We start from the raw sequence: 16,808 nt of genomic DNA, 5'->3' as shown, positions 1-16,808 counted from the left end.
TTTGGCTTAGGTTTATTGATGGTAGTTTTGCAAGAAGCGTTTGAGTTTGTCCATGGCTTCTTCGATTTGATGAACGGGCGGCAGGGTAACGATACGGAAGTGGTCGGGGCGTATCCAGTTAAAGCCTGTGCCTTGGACGAACAGGACTTTTTCACGTACGAGTAAGTCGTAGATGAATTTCATGTCGTCATGGATGCTGTACATTTCGGTATCGATTTTGGGGAACATATACAATGCACCCATGGGTTTGACGCAGGATATGCCCGGAATCTGGTTGACCAGTTCCCATGCTTTGTTGCGTTGCTCGAGCAGGCGGCCGCCGGGGAGGAGGAATTCGTTGATGCTTTGGTATCCACCCAAGGCCGTCTGAATGGCGTGTTGCATGGGTGTGGTGGCACAAAGGCGCATAGACGAGAGCATGTCGAGGCCTTCGATATAGCCTTTGGCATGATGTTTCGGGCCGTTGAGCACCATCCAGCCTTGGCGGAAACCGGCTACGCGGTAGGCTTTGGAGAGACCGTTAAACGTAATGGTCAGCAAGTCGGGGGCAAGGGCGGCAATGTGATGGTGTACGGCACCGTCGTAAAGAATTTTGTCGTAAATTTCGTCGGCAAAAATAATCAGGCCGTGTTTGCGCGCTAATTCGGCGATTTCGAGCAGGATTTCTTTGCTGTACACCGCGCCTGTCGGGTTGTTGGGGTTGATGACGACGATGGCTTTGGTTTTAGGCGTAATTTTTGCTTCCATGTCGGCCAGGTTGGGGAACCAGTTGTTTTCTTCGTCGCATAGATAATGGCGGACGGTACCGCCTGCCAGTGTTGCAGCGGCGGTCCACAGTGGATAGTCAGGCGCAGGAATCAGGATTTCATCGCCGTCGTTGAGCAATGCCTGCATGGACATGGTAATCAGCTCTGACACGCCGTTGCCGATGTAAACGTCGTTGACGGTAACGTCGAGCAGTCCTTTGGTTTGATAGTAATGAACGATGGCTTTGCGTGCGGAATAAAGGCCTTTGGAGTCGCAATAGCCTTGAGAAGTCGGCAGATTGCGGATGACGTCAACCAAGATTTCGTCGGGCGCTTCAAAGCCGAACGGGGCAGGGTTGCCGATATTGAGCTTGAGGATTTTGTTGCCTTCTTCTTCCAGTTGCAGGGCTTTTTTATGAACCGGGCCGCGGATGTCGTAGCAAACGTGGTCCAGTTTTGATGATTTGGGGAATTTCTCCATGATGTGTGTTCCGTAAAATTGTAGACAATGGGATAAATGTACTCTTTTTGAGGGTAAATTAAAAGGGTTTCAGACGGCCAAAGTTTAGTTATTGCGCGCTTCATTTCGGCGAACCGTCACGCTTTTGCCGCCTATGCCCCAGTTGTCCATATCGATTTCGTCAATGACGACGACGGTCGTCTCAGGGTTTTTGTTGAGAACGCGTGAAAGTAATTCGGTGACGCCGCGGATTAATTCGGCTTTTTGCTCTGCACTCGGGGCTTCACTGCCGCCGGTTACTTTGATGTTGACGTAAGGCATGGCTTTTTCCTTTTAAAATAGCGTTCATATGTTATCTTATTTTTATCGGGCCGTCTGAAATTTGATTGCAGGATTTTTCATTGCTCATGACTGCTTTTACAAAGAATTAAGTTTTTTGGAATAGATTGTTTTTACAATGCGGTTTTATTTTGGTTGGATGGATATCGTCATGAACCGTTTTCTTCAGACTTTGATTGTGACCGCGCCGATGGTGATTGCCGCGCCTTATGTGGCGGCGGAAACGCATCCTGCGCAAAAGCAGATGCAGCAGAATATTGATGCTGTGTTGAAAATTGCACGCAATACGTCTTTGACAGAAGCTCAACGTGTGAAACAGGTTGAGCAGTATGCCAACCGTTATCTGGATTATGAGCGTATTTCGGCTTTGGCGGTTGGTGCGCCATGGCGTGAATTTTCTGCCAAACAGAAAGCCGATTTTATCCGTGCATTCAAAGATATGGTGATTGCGATGTACTCGCATTCTGCACTGATTGGTGCGGCGGATGCAAATGTGCGCCTGTTGCCGAAGATGACGGCAAACGGCAATAAGTTTGACGTTTTCTCGGAAATTCAGACCAAAAAAGGTACTAAGTATGAAGTGGCCTACCAGCTTTACCAAAGTGGCGGTGCGTATAAGATTTACAACATCCGCGTGGACGGTACCAGCTTGGTAACGGTATACCGCAACCAATTTGGCGAGCTGATTAAGAGCAAAGGCATTGACGGTACGATTGCGACTGTCGAAGCCAAGGGCTTGAAGAAACAATAAGGCAGATTGAGAAAAAGGCCGTCTGAATATTCAGACGGCCTTTTTGTGTGACGGGCTGATTAAGCACGTTTGCGGAATTCGCCGGTACGGGTATCGATTTCGACTTTGTCGCCGTTTTCGATGTAAGACATCACTTGGATTTCAGTGCCACCGACCAGACGTGCGGTTTTCATCACTTTACCAGAGGTATCGCCTTTAACGGCAGGCTCGGTGTATTCAACTTCGCGAACGATGATGGTAGGCAATTCTACGGAGATTGGGTTGCCTTCGTAGAAAGTGACTTCGCATACGTCTTCCATGCCGTCAACGATGAATTTCAACGCGTCGCCGATGTTGTCGGCTTCGATTTCGTATTGGTTGAATTCTTCGTCCATAAAGACGTACATTGGGTCGGCAAAGTAGCTGTAAGTACAGTTTTTGCGGGCCAAGATTACGACGTCGAATTTGTCGTCGGCTTTATAAATGCTTTCAGAAGCGGCACCGGTCAGCAGGTTTTTCAGTTTCATGCTGACTTTGGCGGAAGAGCGACCGCCTTTGATGTATTCGGTTTTTTGAACAACCATAGGGTCGTTGCCAACCATAAATACGTTGCCGGCGCGCAGTTCTTGTGCTGTTTTCATTGTAGTTTTCCAATCAAATCGGTTGTAATAAAACGCGCTATTTTAGCGTATTTTTTTGTGCTTTGAAATAAAGGCAGCAAGTTTTTCAACGGCACTTTTTTGAGCAAAAAGTCCGTCCCGCCATTTTGCCGCGCTTTGCCACCATTCGTTTTGATGTGCCGTCAGGGTTTGCCATGCCTGCAGGCGCTGGTTGTCGCTGAGTGCTTCTCCGTTGTTGAGTTCGTCGGAAAGGCGGCGGTGTGCCGTGGCGACAACATCCGGATAAACCTGATGCGCTTTGTCCCAAAAAGCGTGCAGCTTGTCGAGATGGATATTTTCTTCTTGCGGATAGATGTGCCAAAAGAAAGGTTTTCCGGCGAGCTGGGCGCGAACAAAGCTGTCTTCGCCGCGTATGACGGCACCGTCGGCAAGGTTAAGCAGTTTATCAAAATCCTGTTGGGCGACAAAAGGGATTTTGATCAGGGTAATGTGTTCGCTCTGATACACATCGCCGTCTTCAAGCAGGACGTTTGGCGGCACTAGGCCGTTGTTTTTCAGGCTGGCGATGATTTGTGTACCTGCAAGCAGCAAGGTAATGGGTTGGCAGGCCTGTTGCCACATGGTCAGCCATTTTGCCCAAATATTGCTTTGATAGCCGAAAAGCAGCCATTCGGGCGTGTTTTTTGCGGGAAGTTTGAGTTGTCGGCGTAAGGTTTCCGTATCAAATCCGGCCGATTTGGCGTAATCGCGTTCGCGCAGCAGGCCGCCGCTTTTTTCGCTGAAACCCATAAACCAAAAATATTTCTGTATGCCGCTGGCTTGGGGTGAGGGCATTAAGTGCAGCCTTTCGTTGCTGTCTTCCGCGCTGAGGTATTCCCAGTTGAGCCAAAGCGGTCGGTGTCGGCGGATGATGGTTTGAACGTTGTCGGGCAGTTCGCAGGCGAAGGTTTCGATGACGATGTCGGGGGGAGGGGCTGTATCGGTATCTTCGGCATGGTCGGCTTGCCAAGCGTGAATGCCGATGCCTTGATGGATATTGGGAATCGAGGCTAAGTCAGGGCAGAGTGCCTGAAGGGACGGGAAGTCGTCTGTCCATAAATGCACTTGCCAGCCGAGTTCGCGTTGCAAAATACGCGCCAGCCGCCATGAAACGCCGATGTCGCCGAAGTTGTCGATGACATTGCAGAAAATCCAGCAGGTATAAGGTGAGGTGGTGTTCATGGAAAAATATGCCCAAGGCCGTCTGAAAACATCAGAATGCGCCGAAATAGTGGAATAAATAAACAATCAGCAAAACAATCGGGATAAACATCCAAATGCTTTGCCGTTTCAATTCGGGCTCTTGTTTGAGGTGGTGTTTGATGACGTCAAAGAGGACGAATTTAAATAGGAACGTGGCTTCGCAGGCAAGGATGATGCCGTTGATGAGGTGTTGCGTTTTGTCTTCGGGCGGGTTGAGGGCAAACCACAAAAGGGTGGCGAGCGGAATCAGGCAGACGACGAGCCAGCGCAGAAGGATGGGTTTGGACATGGTGTGCGTGCAAGAAATAAAAAGGGCATTATACCCTGTCGTCTTTCAGACAAGTGCAAATCAGGCTATCATTCGTTTTATTTGAAGCGAACATTTATCCCTATGCAAACCCAAGCCATCATCCGCCATATCGTTCAATGGCTCAAAGATTACGCCGAGCAGGCGCGTGCTAAAGGTTTTGTCGTCGGCGTATCCGGCGGCATCGATTCTGCTGTGGTTTCCACACTTGCCGCGCAAACCGGTTTGTCGGTTTTGTTGTTGGAAATGCCGATTCGTCAGAAATCCGACCAAGTCAACCGCGCGCAAGAACACATGGGCCGTCTGAAACAGCGTTATCCCAATGTAAAAGCGCAAAGCGTCGACTTGACCCAAACGTTCGATACTTTCGCTGATACCGTTGATGTCAGCGAAACCGAATTTCGCAACAAACAGCTGGCACTCGCCAATGCACGCAGCCGCCTGCGTATGACGACGCTTTATTATTACGGTCAGTTGCATGGTTTGCTGGTGGCGGGGACGGGCAACAAAATTGAAGATTTCGGCGTCGGTTTCTTCACCAAATACGGCGACGGCGGCGTGGACATCAGCCCGATTGCCGATTTGACCAAAACTCAAGTGTACGCGTTGGCTGCCGAGCTGGACGTCTCGGAAGACATTCAAAAAGCCGTACCGACAGACGGCCTTTGGGATACCGAGCGTACCGATGAAGAACAAATGGGCGCGTCTTATCCCGAACTCGAATGGGCGATGAGCGTGTACGACAGTCACAAGCCTGAAGATTTTGAGGGCAGACAGCGTGAAGTTTTGGCAATCTATACCCGATTGCACAAAGCCATGCAGCACAAAGTCAATCCGATTCCGGTTTGCAAGATTCCGGAAGAATTGTTTTAAGTTTGAATATCAAAAGGCCGTCTGAAAACGCTAGATTAAGGTTTTCAGACGGCCTTTTATATTTTATTTCAATAAGAATTAGGAATATGCTTGAAAAACAGCATCATCAGATACCAAAACAGTGTAGCCGCCGCCGCGCCCAGCAATACCCACGCGCTGATTTTGGCGATTTCCCGAATGGTGCGCTTTTGTTTGCGGCTGAACAAACGGTTCACAATCAATGCCGCTATGGCGCAAAAGAAAAAAATCGCAAAAGCCTGCCTATCATTCCACATTCTCCCAAAAATATTGCCTTTAATCAGGGCAGGCCGTCTGAAGCCTCATGCACAAAACAAAACGAAACGTTATAATACCCCTTTTGCCGCTTCACTTGGAAATTACAAATGACAACAAATGCCTCAGTGGGCATTGTAACGCCCCAGAAAATCCCGTTTGACACACCGCTTGCTCTGGAAAACGGCAAAACCTTACCCCGTTTCGATCTGATGATTGAAACCTACGGCACACTCAATGCCGACAAAAGTAATGCCGTCCTGATCTGCCACGCCCTGTCAGGCAATCATCATGTTGCCGGCAAGCACAGTGCGGAGGATAAATACGCCGGTTGGTGGGACAATATGGTCGGCCCCGGCAAACCTATTGATACCGACCGCTTTTTCGTTGTCGGTTTGAACAACTTGGGCGGCTGCGACGGCAGTACCGGCCCTTTATCCGAAAATCCTGAAACCGGCCGCGAATATGGCGCAGATTTTCCGGTTGTAACCGTCAAAGACTGGGTGAAGTCCCAATCCATGCTTGCCGATTATCTCGGCATTCAAAAATGGGCGGCCATTGTCGGCGGCAGCTTGGGCGGTATGCAGGCATTGCAATGGACGATTTCTTTGCCTGAACGCGTTGCCCACGCGCTCGTCATCGCTTCTGCGCCTAAACTTTCCACTCAAAACATCGCGTTTAACGATGTTGCCCGTCAGGCTATTTTGACCGATCCCGATTTTCATGAAGGAAATTACCGCAGCCATCATACCGTTCCTTCACGCGGTTTGCGTATCGCGCGCATGATGGGGCACATTACCTATCTTGCCGAAGACGGCTTGGGTCAAAAATTCGGCCGCGATTTAAAATCAGACGGCTATCAGTATGGTTACGGCGTTGAATTTGAAGTGGAATCTTATCTTCGCTATCAAGGCGACAAGTTTGTCGGCCGCTTTGATGCCAACACTTATCTGCTGATGACCAAGGCGCTTGACTACTTCGACCCGGCCGCCGATTACGGCCACAACCTCACGCGTGCCGTGGAGAATGTACAGGCCAAGTTTTTTGTTGCCAGCTTCAGCACTGACTGGCGCTTCTCGCCGCAACGTTCGCATGAATTGGTCAAGGCATTAATCGCTGCACAAAAATCTGTGCAGTACATTGAAGTCAAATCCAATCACGGACACGATGCCTTCTTGATGGAAGACGAAGCCTATATCCGCGCGGTTGCCGCTTATATGAACAACGTTTACAAGGACTGCCAAAAATGAATCTGCGCGACGATTTGCAACTCATTTACGATTGGATACCCGAAGGCAGCCGCGTACTCGATTTAGGCTGCGGCGACGGCGAGCTGTTGGCTGCGTTGGTGGAACATAAAAATTGCACCGGCTACGGCGTTGAAATCGATACCGACAGCGTGATTGCCGCCATATCCCGCGGTGTGAACGTCATTCAAGCCGATTTGGAAGAAGGTTTGGTGGCTTTTGGCGATCAAAGCTTTGATGTGATTGTCTTGAGCCAAACCATTCAGGCGATGCAGAACACGGAAAAAATCCTGCGCTGCCTGATGCGCGTGGCCAAGCAGGCTATTGTCAGCTTCCCTAATTTCGGCTACTGGCGCAACCGTTTTCAAATCGCCGTTGGCGGCCATATGCCGGTTTCCGAGCGGATGCCGTATCATTGGTACGATACGCCCAATATCCATTGGTGTACCCTCAAAGACTTCGATTTATTGTGTGCCAAAAATAAAATCCGTGTGCTTGAGCGTGCGGTCATGACGGGCAACCGACAGGTCAAACATCTGCCGAATTTATTAGGCAGCCTGGCGTTTTATCGCGTAGGTTGATTGCGGTTATCAATAAAGGCCGTCTGAACAGGTAATCACGAAAGCATGGCTTTTGCGGATACCTGTTCAGACGGCCTTTTATTGTTAAAGTCGGTTTAAGCCTGTGTCAATTTTTCCAACAAGGCCAAACTGCCGGCATCGACCAGACGGTAGGTTTCGTCAAAGTCGCCTGTGTACCACGGATCGGGAACGTGGTTGTAACCTGAATCGGGGATAAGGTCGGTCAGTTTGAAGATTTTGCCGGGGTGGAAACCGAGCTGCTTTTCGGTTTCTCTGAGGTTGTTGTCGTCCATCACGATGATGTAGTCGAAATGATCGGCATCGCTGGGTTTGATTTTGCTGCTGGTAAAGCCTGACGGGTCGATGCCATGTTGCTTGAGCGCGCGGCGTGTGCCTTCGTGCATGTTTTCGCCGTCGTGCCAACCTGATGTGCCTGCGCTGGCTGTAACGACGGCATTGCTCATGCCTGCTTCGCGGGCGCGGTGGCGCAGGACGTATTCGGCCATGGGGGAACGACAGATGTTGCCGAGGCAGACGAAAAGGATTTTGTGGGTTTTCATATGCGTGAAAATGAGCGGTAAGGTTTGAAAATCAATGCAACACGCTAAACCGTTTTCAGACGGCCTTGGCGTGTTGTATCTTCAATTTAGTTTACATTGCTGAAGAAAGGATTATGACCTTCCAGTTTCAACGCTTGGGCATAAGTAGGGATATTCTCGTTTTCGCCCAGTGGCTTGTGCAGCAGGTAGAGGTGCTCGATTCGGCATTCGGCCATCAGGTCGAGGAAGTTTTGCTGAACGATGGCGATATTGTCGGTTGAAGCCAGCTCCCAAGTGAAGGTCTGCGGAACAATTTCAAACGCGCTGTCTGTCGCGTTGAAGCTGAACTGGAGCTTGCCGTCCGCTTTTGCTGCGGCAACAACGCCGACGCGCGGGCTTTGCATACGGATGGCGCGGATGGCGTTGGTGGCAAAAACGTCCATGGCCATGCGTTGGCGGGTGTGGCTGCCTTCGGTCAGCGCGTCAAGCGGTGTATTGGGCGAGAGCGGGTTGGTAAAGAGGGTAACGCCGTCGAGGGCGAGATGCTCTTGCCAAACCTGCATCAATGGCAGGCCTGCCTGTTGCAGGTTGAGGCCCAAGGCCGTCTGAATGTCTTTATTGCCGTAGCCCAGCGCGTAAACAACATGGACGGATTGACCTTCGGGCAGCATCAATGGTTTGTATTCGAATTTTTGCAGGAATGCGCCTGCCGCTTCATCGTTTTGCTTGGCTTGGAACCATTCGCCCGGGGTAACGCTGCTCAAATCGGTCGATTGGACGAGGTAGGGTAGCCATTGCGTGTTTTGCGTGAGGGTGCGCAGGTTGGGGTAGTTTTGCAGGCAAGCAAAAAGGGCTTCGGTAGGCAGCATGAGCGGCAGGGTTTGTTCTCTTTTGCAACCGGCGACTAAAACGACAGGCAGGGCAAACCATTGGGCTTCGTTATCGTTTTCTGCCTTCAGGACTTCGCCCACGCTTTGAATCAGGCTGGTGTAAGTGCCGACATCTGGCGCCATGGTCATTGCCAATGAAAGGTTGATGTAATGGTTTTGGCTGAGCATGGTGCGGATTTCGGTTTGTAGTTGGCCAGCTGAAAGCTTGCGTGATGCGGAGGAGGAGTTGTGCGCCAGCTGATAGGCATTGAGCAGAAGGTAGTTTTTGATAGGGCTCTGCGGATAAGGGCGGGTATCTGGAAGAACAAAGGTTTTCATGACGGTTTGAAGTGTTGTGTTGTAAGTGTGGCGATTATAGCAATTTAGTCAGTCGGTGTGCTTGTTAATACATGAAATTCAAATAGCGATAGAGGATACGCTTCATTTCTACACGGTGTATGTATCGGCATTTTCTAAGATGAGGGGGCAAATGCCCGATGTGTTATAATCCATGACCAAACATAATTCAGAAAGGAACAAAATCATGCGCTTGCTTCATACTATGCTGCGTGTAGGCAATCTCGAACGCTCTTTGGATTTCTATCAAAACGTATTGAATATGCAACTGCTGCGCCGCCGCGATTATCCTGAAGGCCGTTTTACTTTGGCTTTTGTCGGTTATGGCGATGAAGCGGATCATACTGTTTTGGAACTGACCCACAACTGGGATACCGAGTCTTACGACTTGGGTGATGCTTACGGCCACATTGCGATTGAAGTCGATGATGCTTACGCCGCGTGTGAACGTGTCAAAGAGATGGGCGGCAAAGTGGTACGCGAAGCCGGTCCGATGAAACACGGCACGACTGTGATTGCGTTTGTTGAAGATCCGGATGGCTACAAAATTGAATTTATTCAAAAGAAAAAGCGGTAGCGATTCGGTGCAATATTCATCTTAAGACATAAGATAATGGAAAAGGCCGTCTGAACATTCAGACGGCCTTTTGTTTGATCAGCCCAACTGTTTTTGCTTTTCGCTTAACAGGGCGTGTACTTGAAGCGCAGTAGTGTAGCGGTCTTCTCCTGCTTCCATCGGATCGAGGAAATGCAGCTCGACCGTGCTGGAAGGCTGGCTGATGACCATGCAGATGGATTGCCAGAGGCTGATGTCGCCGTAGTAGGCAGTTTGCGGGTTGGGGCTGCTGCCGTCCGGATTCGGATAGCGGCAGAGTGCCGGAATAATCGGTACGCCTGCATCATAGGCCGTCTGAAAAAAGCTGGGTTTGAACGGCAGGATTTCACGGCCTTCGGTACTAGTGCCTTCGGGGAAAATGGTGACGGTATCGCCGTTTTTCAGCGCTTCGGTCACGCCTGCAATTTTGGCAGAGTTGCCTTTGATGCCGCGGTTGCGCGAGACGTAAACCGTTTGCGCCTGCGTGGCGAGATAACCGACCACCGGCCATTTGGCTACATCGTCTTTAGCCACGAAACGGCCGGGGAAAGCGCCGTTGACCGCCATAATATCTAACCATGAAATATGGTTGCTGATAAGCATCTGGCCGCGGCCCTCTTGCGGCGGCGTGCCGAAAGTTTGCAGTTTCATGCCGCAGGAAGCGAGCACGCGCAGCGACCATAATTGGATCGCGCGCAGTTTGCGTTTGCTGCTGTAAAAGGGAAACAGAAAAAACATTTCGGCCATGCCGTATAAAAGGCAGCCGGCAATACAGAGAAGACGGAAGATAAAACGGATTTTGGCGGTCATTGTGTGTGTTTTTATAAAGATTAGGCAGGCCGTCTGAAGTTTCAGACGGCCTTTTATTATGAATCGGCTTTAGGGGCAAAACGCTGCAAGTAGCGGTCGGAAAGGTGGTTGATGTCCATCATGATCAGCACATCCGCGCAGTTGAACGCTTCATCGACGCAAGGCTCGCCGCAGAACCACGCGCCTGCTTTGAGATAGCCTTTGATCAGGGCAGGTACAGGCGGATTTTCAGACGGCGTGATGCTGTCCCATTTGAGCGGGTTGAGCGGTTTGACACACCATTGTGCCGGAGCGAGGTATTTGTCTTTCAAAGCATGATACAGGCCGGCCGCATCGTTGCCGCCGTCACGCATTTCGATACTGCCGCAACCAATCATAAAGCGCAGGTTTTCGTCTTTCATGAATTTGACCAAACCGGTCCACAACAGCATGACCAAGCCGCCGTTGCGGTAGTCCGGGTGGGTACAGGCGCGGCCGAGTTCGACGGTTTGCGGCAGGATATCTTTCAAAGGCTCAAGATCAAATTCATGCTCGCTGTACCAGCCACCGACTTTTTTTGCGGTTTCTTCGGTAATCAGGCGGTAGCAGCCGATTACCTCGCCGGTTGCATCGTCAAAGGCGAGCAGGTGGTGGCAATGTTCATCATAAGGATCGACATCGCGGCCGTCATCGCTTTCGATTTCCGCACCCAATTCTTGGGCAAAAACTTGATAGCGCAATCTTTGGGCGGCTTCGATTTCAGCTTGGGTTTCTGCAAGGCGTACGCTCAGGCCGATTTTTGGGCCCGTTTGATTGAAACGGCTGGGGGACATGATATTTCCTGTTTGAAGAAAATGGCTGATTATAGCGGATATACGGACAGATTTATATTGATTTGCTTTGCGGTAGGGCAAATTATGTCGGGTTGTTGGAAAAAGGCTTCAGGCCGTCTGAATTTGGCATGCCAAGCGGTAGAAGCGTAAAATCAACGTTTTTGCCGCTTTTTTTTGTTATGGAAACCTCTTTTCTGCTTGCCGGAAAAATTATCGAGCTGACGCTGATTGTTTTGATGGGCGTGGCCTTGGTGAAGGCAGGGCTGTTGAAATCGGAAAACAGCTATACGCTCTCCGTCATTGCGCTTTACCTGATCAGCCCGTCCGTCATGATTCATGCCTTTCAGATGGACAATACGCCGCAGATTATCGAAGGGCTGAAGCTTTCCGTTATGCTGGCGGTGTTTTTCCATGTGGTGTTGATTGTTTTGGGCAGGGTGTTTAAACACTTGTTCAAACTCGATGCACTCGAACACGCGGCGACGGTGTACAGCAATTCGGGCAACCTGATTATCCCTTTGGTAATGTCGGTCTTTGGTGCGGAATGGGTGATTTACACCAGCGGTTTTATCATGGTGCAGACGTTTTTATTTTGGACGCATCTGCGCCTGTTGATTTGCGGCCGCGGCAATGTGGCTTGGAAAACCATTTTCACCAATATCAACATCTTATCCATGCTGGTCGGGCTGCTGATGTTTGCCTTTCAAATCAAGCTGCCGCATATTATCGATAATACGTTGGCGACGGTGGGCGGCATGATTGGGCCGGTTGCCATGTTGGTGGCAGGCATGCTGTTGGCCTCTTTGCCGCTACGCTCAATTATGTGGACGCCGAGGCTTTATCTCGTTGCTTTTTTAAGGTTGATTTTGATTCCGGTATTATTGCTTTTTTCCGTCAAAGTCTGCGGTTTTGCCCATCATGATGCGCATGCGGATACGGTTGTTTTGATCAGCTTTTTGGCAACGACTTCGCCTGCTGCCGCGACAGTTACCCAAATGGCGGTTGTTTACGGCAAAAATGCCCAAAAAGCCAGCGCGATTTATGGGCTGACGACCTTGCTTTGTGTGGTAACCATGCCGGTAATGATTGCGTTATATCGTTGGATTATTTAAGAAAAGGGCAGGCCGTCTGAAACTTTGACTTTATGTTTCAGACGGCCTGTTTGTTATTTTAAATTTGAAAATAACTTTTATTATCAATTAATTAAACAATTAAAAAACTATACAAAGCTGATTGCTGAGTGTATCCTTACGTCTAACATTCATTCAATATAAATCTTTAAAGGAACACAGCCATGACCGACTTTACCGTTTGGGAAACCGCACCTTTCAATTCTACGATTGACCATATCCTGCAACGTTATCACAACGTTCACCGCGCCCAGTTTGAAGAGTTGGTACCGCTGGCGCAAAAAGTGGCGCAGGTTCATGCCGACACTTTCCCTGCCGAAGTTCCTGATTTGTTGGCCTATATGCAAAACGAGCTGTTGATGCACATGATGAAAGAGGAGCGCATGTTGTTCCCAATGATTAATCAGGGCGTGGGTCGCGGCGCGGCCATGCCCATCAGCGTGATGATGCATGAACACGAAGACCACGATCAGGCCATCGCGCGCTTGGAAGAATTGACCAATAATTTTGAGCTTCCCGAAGGCGCTTGCGGCAGCTGGACCCGTTTGTACACTTTGGCCAAAGAGATGGTGGATGATTTGAAAGACCATATCCATTTGGAAAATGAGATTTTGTTCCACCGCGTTTTGGCTTCTTAAAATTTGAGCTTAATCAAGGCCGTCTGAATATTCAGACGGCCTGTTCTTTAATCCCTTGCTAAGTTAGTGCAATAGTTCTAAAATTTTAATAAAGAAACAAAATTAGGCAGTAAAGGCACACATCCGTTCTTTTGTTTACTTGAGAAGGAGTTTATGAATGAAACATTCTAAAGTTTTACTATCGGGTATTCTGTTTGTTGCTTTGACCGCGTGCGCCCAAACGATGGACGGCAGCTGGAGTGCCCTGCAGGATACGAAAACAGGCGTGCAGTCGCGGCCTTATTATGAATTTGGCAATGTACTTCAGAAGATTTCTTTTAAGAAAACCGGCAATCCGGAAAATGGTCTGAAAAAGCCTGTCTTGACGGTGTATCGTCAGGGCAAGCTGTTGGGCGAAGCATATAATTTGGAAGCCTCTCATGGCAGCCCCTTGTTGCCAACCCTGTTTCTAGTAAACGGCAAGTCATTAAATGTAAAGGACGGCAGCGATAAAAAACAATTGGCTTCTGCGAAGAGAATCGATTTTTACGATTTCGGCCACGGCCGTATCGGCCATGCAGTCTTTACCGCGCCTAACGGCATCTGTCAGGATATGAAACACGGCAAAGGTGTTTCCTACAAGCTGGTTACCAACTATGTTAATTTTCCGGATTATCCTTCGCCTGAAAATATCTTGATTATCACTGCGCAAGGCAAATATGAGCAAGACGGGTTTATATTGGATTCCACTGAGTCAAGAGTGACCAGTGCCAATAAAGAGTTTGCCAGAAAATATGGCGAAGCCCTGAAATCCAAGAATGGCCCTGAGACCAGGCATGTGAATATGGCCAATGCAGCCAGTGCGGAAAAAGGCAGACTGTTGGCTGATTATGTATGTAGGTGATGAAATCAAAGGCCGTCTGAAATTCAGACGGCCTTTTTGAATCATGAATGCATCTCTTGTTCAAACGACAGCAGAATCTGTTTCACTTCATCCGCTTCTTTGACGGCGCGGATGCGGTCAAACAATACCTGCGCCTGTTCAAACTCTTTTTTCATCATGCCCAGCCACTGTTTCAAACGGGCAACCGGATATTTGTTGTTGGCTTCTTTAGTAAGGCATAAGTCGAAGAATTGGACTATCCATGAAGAGACTTCGGCAAAGTTGGTGTCTTTGACTGTTTCGCCGTTTTCATATTGCTTGATTTGCCGCGCCAAGTCGGGACGAATCACCGCGCCGCGCCCAAGCATCACGCTGTCGCAGCCGCTGACGGTTTTAATGTCGAGATAGTCTTGAAGGCTGAACACATCGCCGTTGGCGGTAACGGGGATACTGACTGCATCGCGGATTTTGCGCACCCATTCCCAATGTGCCGGCGGTTCGTAGCCTTCGACTTTGGTGCGCGCATGGACAGTCAACGCGCATGCACCACCGTTTTCAATCGCAGAGGCGCATTCCAATGCCAGACTTTTGTCTTCATAACCGAGCCGCATCTTGGCAGTCAGCGGAATGTGTTGCGGCAGGCGTTGGCGCAGGGTGTGGACGATGTGGTAAATCAAGTCGGGCTCTTTGAGCAAGACCGCACCGCCTTTGTGTTTGTTGACAGTCGGCGCGGGGCAGCCGAAGTTGAGGTCGATTTTGTCCGCACCGAAACGCACGGCTTCCAAAGCATTGACGGCCATGTTTTCCGCATCGCTGCCCAAAAGTTGGACAGTACAGGGCGTGCCGGCCGGCGTGCGGTTGGCATGGGCGATTTCGGGAACATATTTAAGCCAAGTGGCGCGTGAGTAGACCGTGTGCGTAATGCGGACAAATTCGCTGACGCATTCGTCAAATCCGCCAATACGCGTCAACAGGTCGCGCATCACATCGTCCACCAGCCCCTGCATGGGGGCAAGAATAAGCTGCATGAGTCAGGCCGTCTGAAAAAAGGAGGACATATTGTAGCGGTATATCGGTTAAAATACAGCTTCCTTTTTCAGACGGCCTTTTTATGATGCACACAATTCCGGCAACCGCCGCCATGTTGGTAAAAAATTCAGAACGTTATCTTTCAGAAGTTTTGAGTGCGCTGAAAGACTTTGACGAAGTCCTGCTGTTGGACAACGGCTCAACCGACCGTACTTTTGAAATTGCCAAGGATTTTCCCAATGTCAGCTATTACAAGCATGACTTTATCGGATTTGGCCTGATGAAAAATCTGGCGGCCAGACTGGCGCAAAACGATTGGATTTTCAGCATAGACAGCGATGAAGTGGCGGATGAGGCTTTAATCGAATCCATTCGTGCGGCCGTTTTGGAAAATGAGAAGGAATATATTTTTTCGCTTTCTCGTTTGAACCATTATCACGGCAGACTGATTAAAGGCTGCGGCTGGTATCCGGATATTATTCCACGCCTTTATCATCGCAGATTTACCCGTTTTTCCGACCGTCAGGTGCATGAGTCTTTGGTGTTGCCGCAGGAAGCTAAGGTTAAACACCTTGATGGCCGTCTGAAACATTATTCTTTTGAAAACGCCGAAGGGCTGATTCAGAAAATGCAGCAGTACAGCTCGCTGTATGCGGAAGAAAACCGCTTCAAGAAAGACAGTTCGCCGTTTAAGGCTTTGCTGCATGGCGGCGTATCGTTTGTGAAGAACTATCTGCTTAAGCGCGGCTTTGCCTATGGGGCGGACGGCCTGACGATTTCGGTGTCCAACGCACAAGGTTCGTATTACAAATATGTCAAGCTCTATGAGCGCAACCGCACGATAACCGTCTCCCTCATCATTACCACCTACAACCGCCCCGATGCTTTGGAGCTGGTGTTGAAATCGGCTTTATCGCAAACCCGTCTGCCGGATGAGATTATTGTCGCGGATGACGGCTCAAGGCAGGAAACCGCCGAAGTGGTTGATTTTATCCGCCGTAGGACAAGCATTCCTGTTAAACATTCATGGCAGCCGGATAGGGGCTTTCGTGCCGCCGAATCGCGCAACCGTGCGTTGGCGCAAGCGAAAAGCGATTATATTGTGTTGATTGACGGCGATATGGTCTTGGATCCGTCTTTTATCGCCGATCATTTGAAGATTGCCCGCAAAGGCCGACTGATACAAGGTTCCCGCGTGATTTTGACTGAGGATAAAACGCAGGATATTTTGAACGAAGGTGATTTGCCTGCCTTGTCCATGTTCAGCTCGGGAATAGAAAAACGGCTTTCCGCCCTGCGCTGCCGTTGTTTGGCCAAACTGGCAGGCCGAAAAGGCAACCGCAAACACAAAGGCATCAAAACCTGCAATATGGGATTTTTCCGCAGCGATGCGCTTGCCGTCAACGGGTTTGACAATAGCTTTGTCGGTTGGGGCAGGGAAGATAGCGAATTTGTCGCCCGTTGCTATCATAACGGGATGAAACGCCATAATTTGAAATTTGCCGGCATTGCATACCACCTCTGGCATAATGAGGCAGAACGCGATTCCTTGCCGCAAAACGATGCCTTGTTGGAGGCAACGTTGTCGGAACGTAAAATCCGCTGTGTTCATGGCGTATCGGATTTTATAAAAGATGAAGAAGTAGCCGGAAAATAGCTTTATCATCTTTTAGAATCATAGAGGCCGTCTGAAAATCTTCAGACGGCCTTTTTTGTGTTTTTAAAAACCTAGCGGTTAAATGAGAATAT

18 protein-coding genes and 2 pseudogenes are annotated in these 16,808 nt (G+C 49.5%); 9 read left to right on the top strand and 11 right to left on the bottom strand.

All coding sequences use genetic code 11. From position 1 onward, the window contains the following. Window positions 1–12: 12 nt before the first annotated feature. On the bottom strand, window positions 13–1,227 hold the full coding sequence (locus TW89_RS10855) for a pyridoxal phosphate-dependent aminotransferase (protein WP_128581433.1): 1,215 nt from the start codon (window positions 1,225–1,227) through the stop codon (window positions 13–15). Window positions 1,228–1,311: 84 nt separating this feature from the next. Next, on the bottom strand, window positions 1,312–1,527 hold the full coding sequence (locus TW89_RS10850; protein WP_070646839.1) for a tautomerase family protein: 216 nt from the start codon (window positions 1,525–1,527) through the stop codon (window positions 1,312–1,314). Between the two features lie 169 nt (window positions 1,528–1,696). On the opposite strand from TW89_RS10850, the gene TW89_RS10845 reads away from it, so the two are divergent. Then, window positions 1,697–2,296 carry an MlaC/ttg2D family ABC transporter substrate-binding protein gene (locus tag TW89_RS10845; protein ID WP_128581432.1) on the top strand — a complete coding sequence of 200 codons (600 nt, stop codon included), beginning with the start codon at window positions 1,697–1,699 and terminating at the stop codon, window positions 2,294–2,296. A 59-nt stretch (window positions 2,297–2,355) separates the two neighbouring features. Here the strand turns inward: TW89_RS10845 and efp are convergent, their stop codons facing one another. From efp to TW89_RS10830, 3 genes are read right to left on the bottom strand one after another with little or no spacing between them, the layout of a single operon-like run. Further along, window positions 2,356–2,916, bottom strand: a complete 561-nt coding sequence (efp, locus tag TW89_RS10840) for an elongation factor P (protein WP_070608205.1) — start codon at window positions 2,914–2,916, stop codon at window positions 2,356–2,358. Between the two features lie 42 nt (window positions 2,917–2,958). Further along, the gene (earP, locus tag TW89_RS10835) at window positions 2,959–4,116 is read right to left on the bottom strand and encodes an elongation factor P maturation arginine rhamnosyltransferase EarP (protein ID WP_128581431.1); all 1,158 of its coding nucleotides are present in this window, start codon (window positions 4,114–4,116) and stop codon (window positions 2,959–2,961) included. Window positions 4,117–4,147: 31 nt separating this feature from the next. Continuing rightward, window positions 4,148–4,426: a hypothetical protein gene (locus tag TW89_RS10830; protein WP_003682447.1), complete on the bottom strand. Its 279-nt coding sequence runs from the start codon at window positions 4,424–4,426 to the stop codon at window positions 4,148–4,150. Window positions 4,427–4,528: 102 nt separating this feature from the next. Between TW89_RS10830 and nadE the strand changes: the two genes are divergently transcribed. After that, window positions 4,529–5,317: an NAD(+) synthase gene (nadE, locus tag TW89_RS10825; protein ID WP_128581430.1), complete on the top strand. Its 789-nt coding sequence runs from the start codon at window positions 4,529–4,531 to the stop codon at window positions 5,315–5,317. A 68-nt stretch (window positions 5,318–5,385) separates the two neighbouring features. Here nadE and TW89_RS10820 read toward each other — a convergent pair. Further along, a pseudogene (locus TW89_RS10820) lies at window positions 5,386–5,585 on the bottom strand (protein MIGRI). A 115-nt stretch (window positions 5,586–5,700) separates the two neighbouring features. Between TW89_RS10820 and metX the strand changes: the two are divergent. Then, entirely contained in the window at window positions 5,701–6,840 is a 1,140-nt protein-coding gene (gene metX / locus TW89_RS10815; RefSeq protein WP_128581428.1) for a homoserine O-succinyltransferase MetX, read from the top strand. Then, window positions 6,837–7,418 (top strand): methionine biosynthesis protein MetW, encoded by a 582-nt coding sequence (gene metW, locus TW89_RS10810; RefSeq protein ID WP_004519858.1) that lies wholly within the window; start codon window positions 6,837–6,839, stop codon window positions 7,416–7,418. The genes metX and metW overlap by 4 nt, the downstream gene beginning before the upstream one ends. Window positions 7,419–7,513: 95 nt before the next feature. Here metW and TW89_RS10805 read toward each other — a convergent pair whose 3' ends face one another. Both TW89_RS10805 and TW89_RS10800 read right to left on the bottom strand, forming a co-directional pair. Then, window positions 7,514–7,978 (bottom strand): low molecular weight protein-tyrosine-phosphatase, encoded by a 465-nt coding sequence (locus TW89_RS10805; RefSeq protein ID WP_128581427.1) that lies wholly within the window; start codon window positions 7,976–7,978, stop codon window positions 7,514–7,516. Window positions 7,979–8,064: 86 nt separating this feature from the next. Continuing rightward, window positions 8,065–9,165 (bottom strand): conjugal transfer protein, encoded by a 1,101-nt coding sequence (locus TW89_RS10800; RefSeq protein WP_107697098.1) that lies wholly within the window; start codon window positions 9,163–9,165, stop codon window positions 8,065–8,067. Window positions 9,166–9,370: 205 nt separating this feature from the next. On the opposite strand from TW89_RS10800, the pseudogene gloA reads away from it, so the two are divergent. Next, window positions 9,371–9,785, top strand: a pseudogene (gene gloA / locus TW89_RS10795) (lactoylglutathione lyase). 53 nt (window positions 9,786–9,838) lie between these two features. On the opposite strand, the gene TW89_RS10790 reads toward gloA, so the two are convergent. Together TW89_RS10790 and TW89_RS10785 are read right to left on the bottom strand one after the other, a co-directional pair. After that, on the bottom strand, window positions 9,839–10,588 hold the full coding sequence (locus tag TW89_RS10790) for a lysophospholipid acyltransferase family protein (RefSeq protein ID WP_107697097.1): 750 nt from the start codon (window positions 10,586–10,588) through the stop codon (window positions 9,839–9,841). A 56-nt stretch (window positions 10,589–10,644) separates the two neighbouring features. Beyond that, complete coding sequence (locus TW89_RS10785) at window positions 10,645–11,400, bottom strand: GNAT family N-acetyltransferase (protein WP_004519852.1); 756 nt, start codon at window positions 11,398–11,400, stop codon at window positions 10,645–10,647. Window positions 11,401–11,579: 179 nt separating this feature from the next. Between TW89_RS10785 and TW89_RS10780 the strand changes: the two genes are divergently transcribed. The 3 genes from TW89_RS10780 to TW89_RS10770 all read left to right on the top strand — a co-directional run bounded on the left by TW89_RS10780 (window position 11,580) and on the right by TW89_RS10770 (window position 14,051). Beyond that, window positions 11,580–12,512 (top strand): AEC family transporter, encoded by a 933-nt coding sequence (locus TW89_RS10780; protein ID WP_128581425.1) that lies wholly within the window; start codon window positions 11,580–11,582, stop codon window positions 12,510–12,512. Window positions 12,513–12,694: 182 nt separating this feature from the next. Next, a complete protein-coding gene (gene dnrN, locus TW89_RS10775; RefSeq protein ID WP_107697094.1) occupies window positions 12,695–13,168 on the top strand; it encodes an iron-sulfur cluster repair protein DnrN in 474 nt (157 codons plus the stop codon). A 157-nt stretch (window positions 13,169–13,325) separates the two neighbouring features. Beyond that, window positions 13,326–14,051: a hypothetical protein gene (locus TW89_RS10770; protein ID WP_128581424.1), complete on the top strand. Its 726-nt coding sequence runs from the start codon at window positions 13,326–13,328 to the stop codon at window positions 14,049–14,051. 41 nt (window positions 14,052–14,092) lie between these two features. Here the strand turns inward: TW89_RS10770 and TW89_RS10765 are convergent, their stop codons facing one another. Beyond that, complete coding sequence (locus tag TW89_RS10765; RefSeq protein WP_128581423.1) at window positions 14,093–15,058, bottom strand: tRNA dihydrouridine synthase; 966 nt, start codon at window positions 15,056–15,058, stop codon at window positions 14,093–14,095. An 83-nt stretch (window positions 15,059–15,141) separates the two neighbouring features. Here TW89_RS10765 and TW89_RS10760 point away from each other — a divergent pair, with 83 nt between their 5' ends. Beyond that, window positions 15,142–16,716: a glycosyltransferase family 2 protein gene (locus TW89_RS10760; RefSeq protein ID WP_128581422.1), complete on the top strand. Its 1,575-nt coding sequence runs from the start codon at window positions 15,142–15,144 to the stop codon at window positions 16,714–16,716. The last annotated feature ends 92 nt before the right edge of the window (window positions 16,717–16,808 follow it).

Source organism: Neisseria flavescens (assembly GCF_001618065.1).
Taxonomy (GTDB): Bacteria; Pseudomonadota; Gammaproteobacteria; order Burkholderiales; family Neisseriaceae; genus Neisseria; species Neisseria flavescens_A.
The sequence above is the reverse complement of the archived record's forward strand: the minus strand, read 5'-3'. Positions and strand labels throughout refer to the sequence as shown.